Source organism: Undibacterium sp. Tian12W, from assembly GCF_049339405.1.
Taxonomy (GTDB): Bacteria; Pseudomonadota; Gammaproteobacteria; order Burkholderiales; family Burkholderiaceae_D; genus Undibacterium.
In genome coordinates, this window is the sequence record NZ_JBMPPK010000096.1 from 1 (window position 1) to 255 (window position 255).

The window sequence follows — 255 nt, forward strand, 5'->3', positions numbered from 1 at the left end:
TATTGGCAAAGCTGCGCATGGAAACGGATTCGTATAAGGCTTCCTCGACAGCCGGGTCAGACAGGTTGAACCATTGTTGCAAGAAATAAATGCGTAGCATGCGCTCCACGCCAACAGGCGGGCGTCCGTTACCTGCCTTGGGATAATGGGGCTCTATCAGTTTGCATAGCATAGCCCATGGCACGACCTGATTCATCTCTGATAGAAACACTGCTCGCTTCGTCGTCTTGGCATAGCGTTCAAAGCCACCTTCGG

1 protein-coding gene is annotated in these 255 nt (G+C 52.2%); it reads right to left on the minus strand.

Annotated elements, in window-relative coordinates; all coding sequences use genetic code 11:
* Positions 1 to 255, minus strand: a 255-nt coding sequence (locus tag ACO0LI_RS30765) for a transposase (RefSeq protein WP_423037744.1), incomplete at both ends; no start/stop codon positions are given.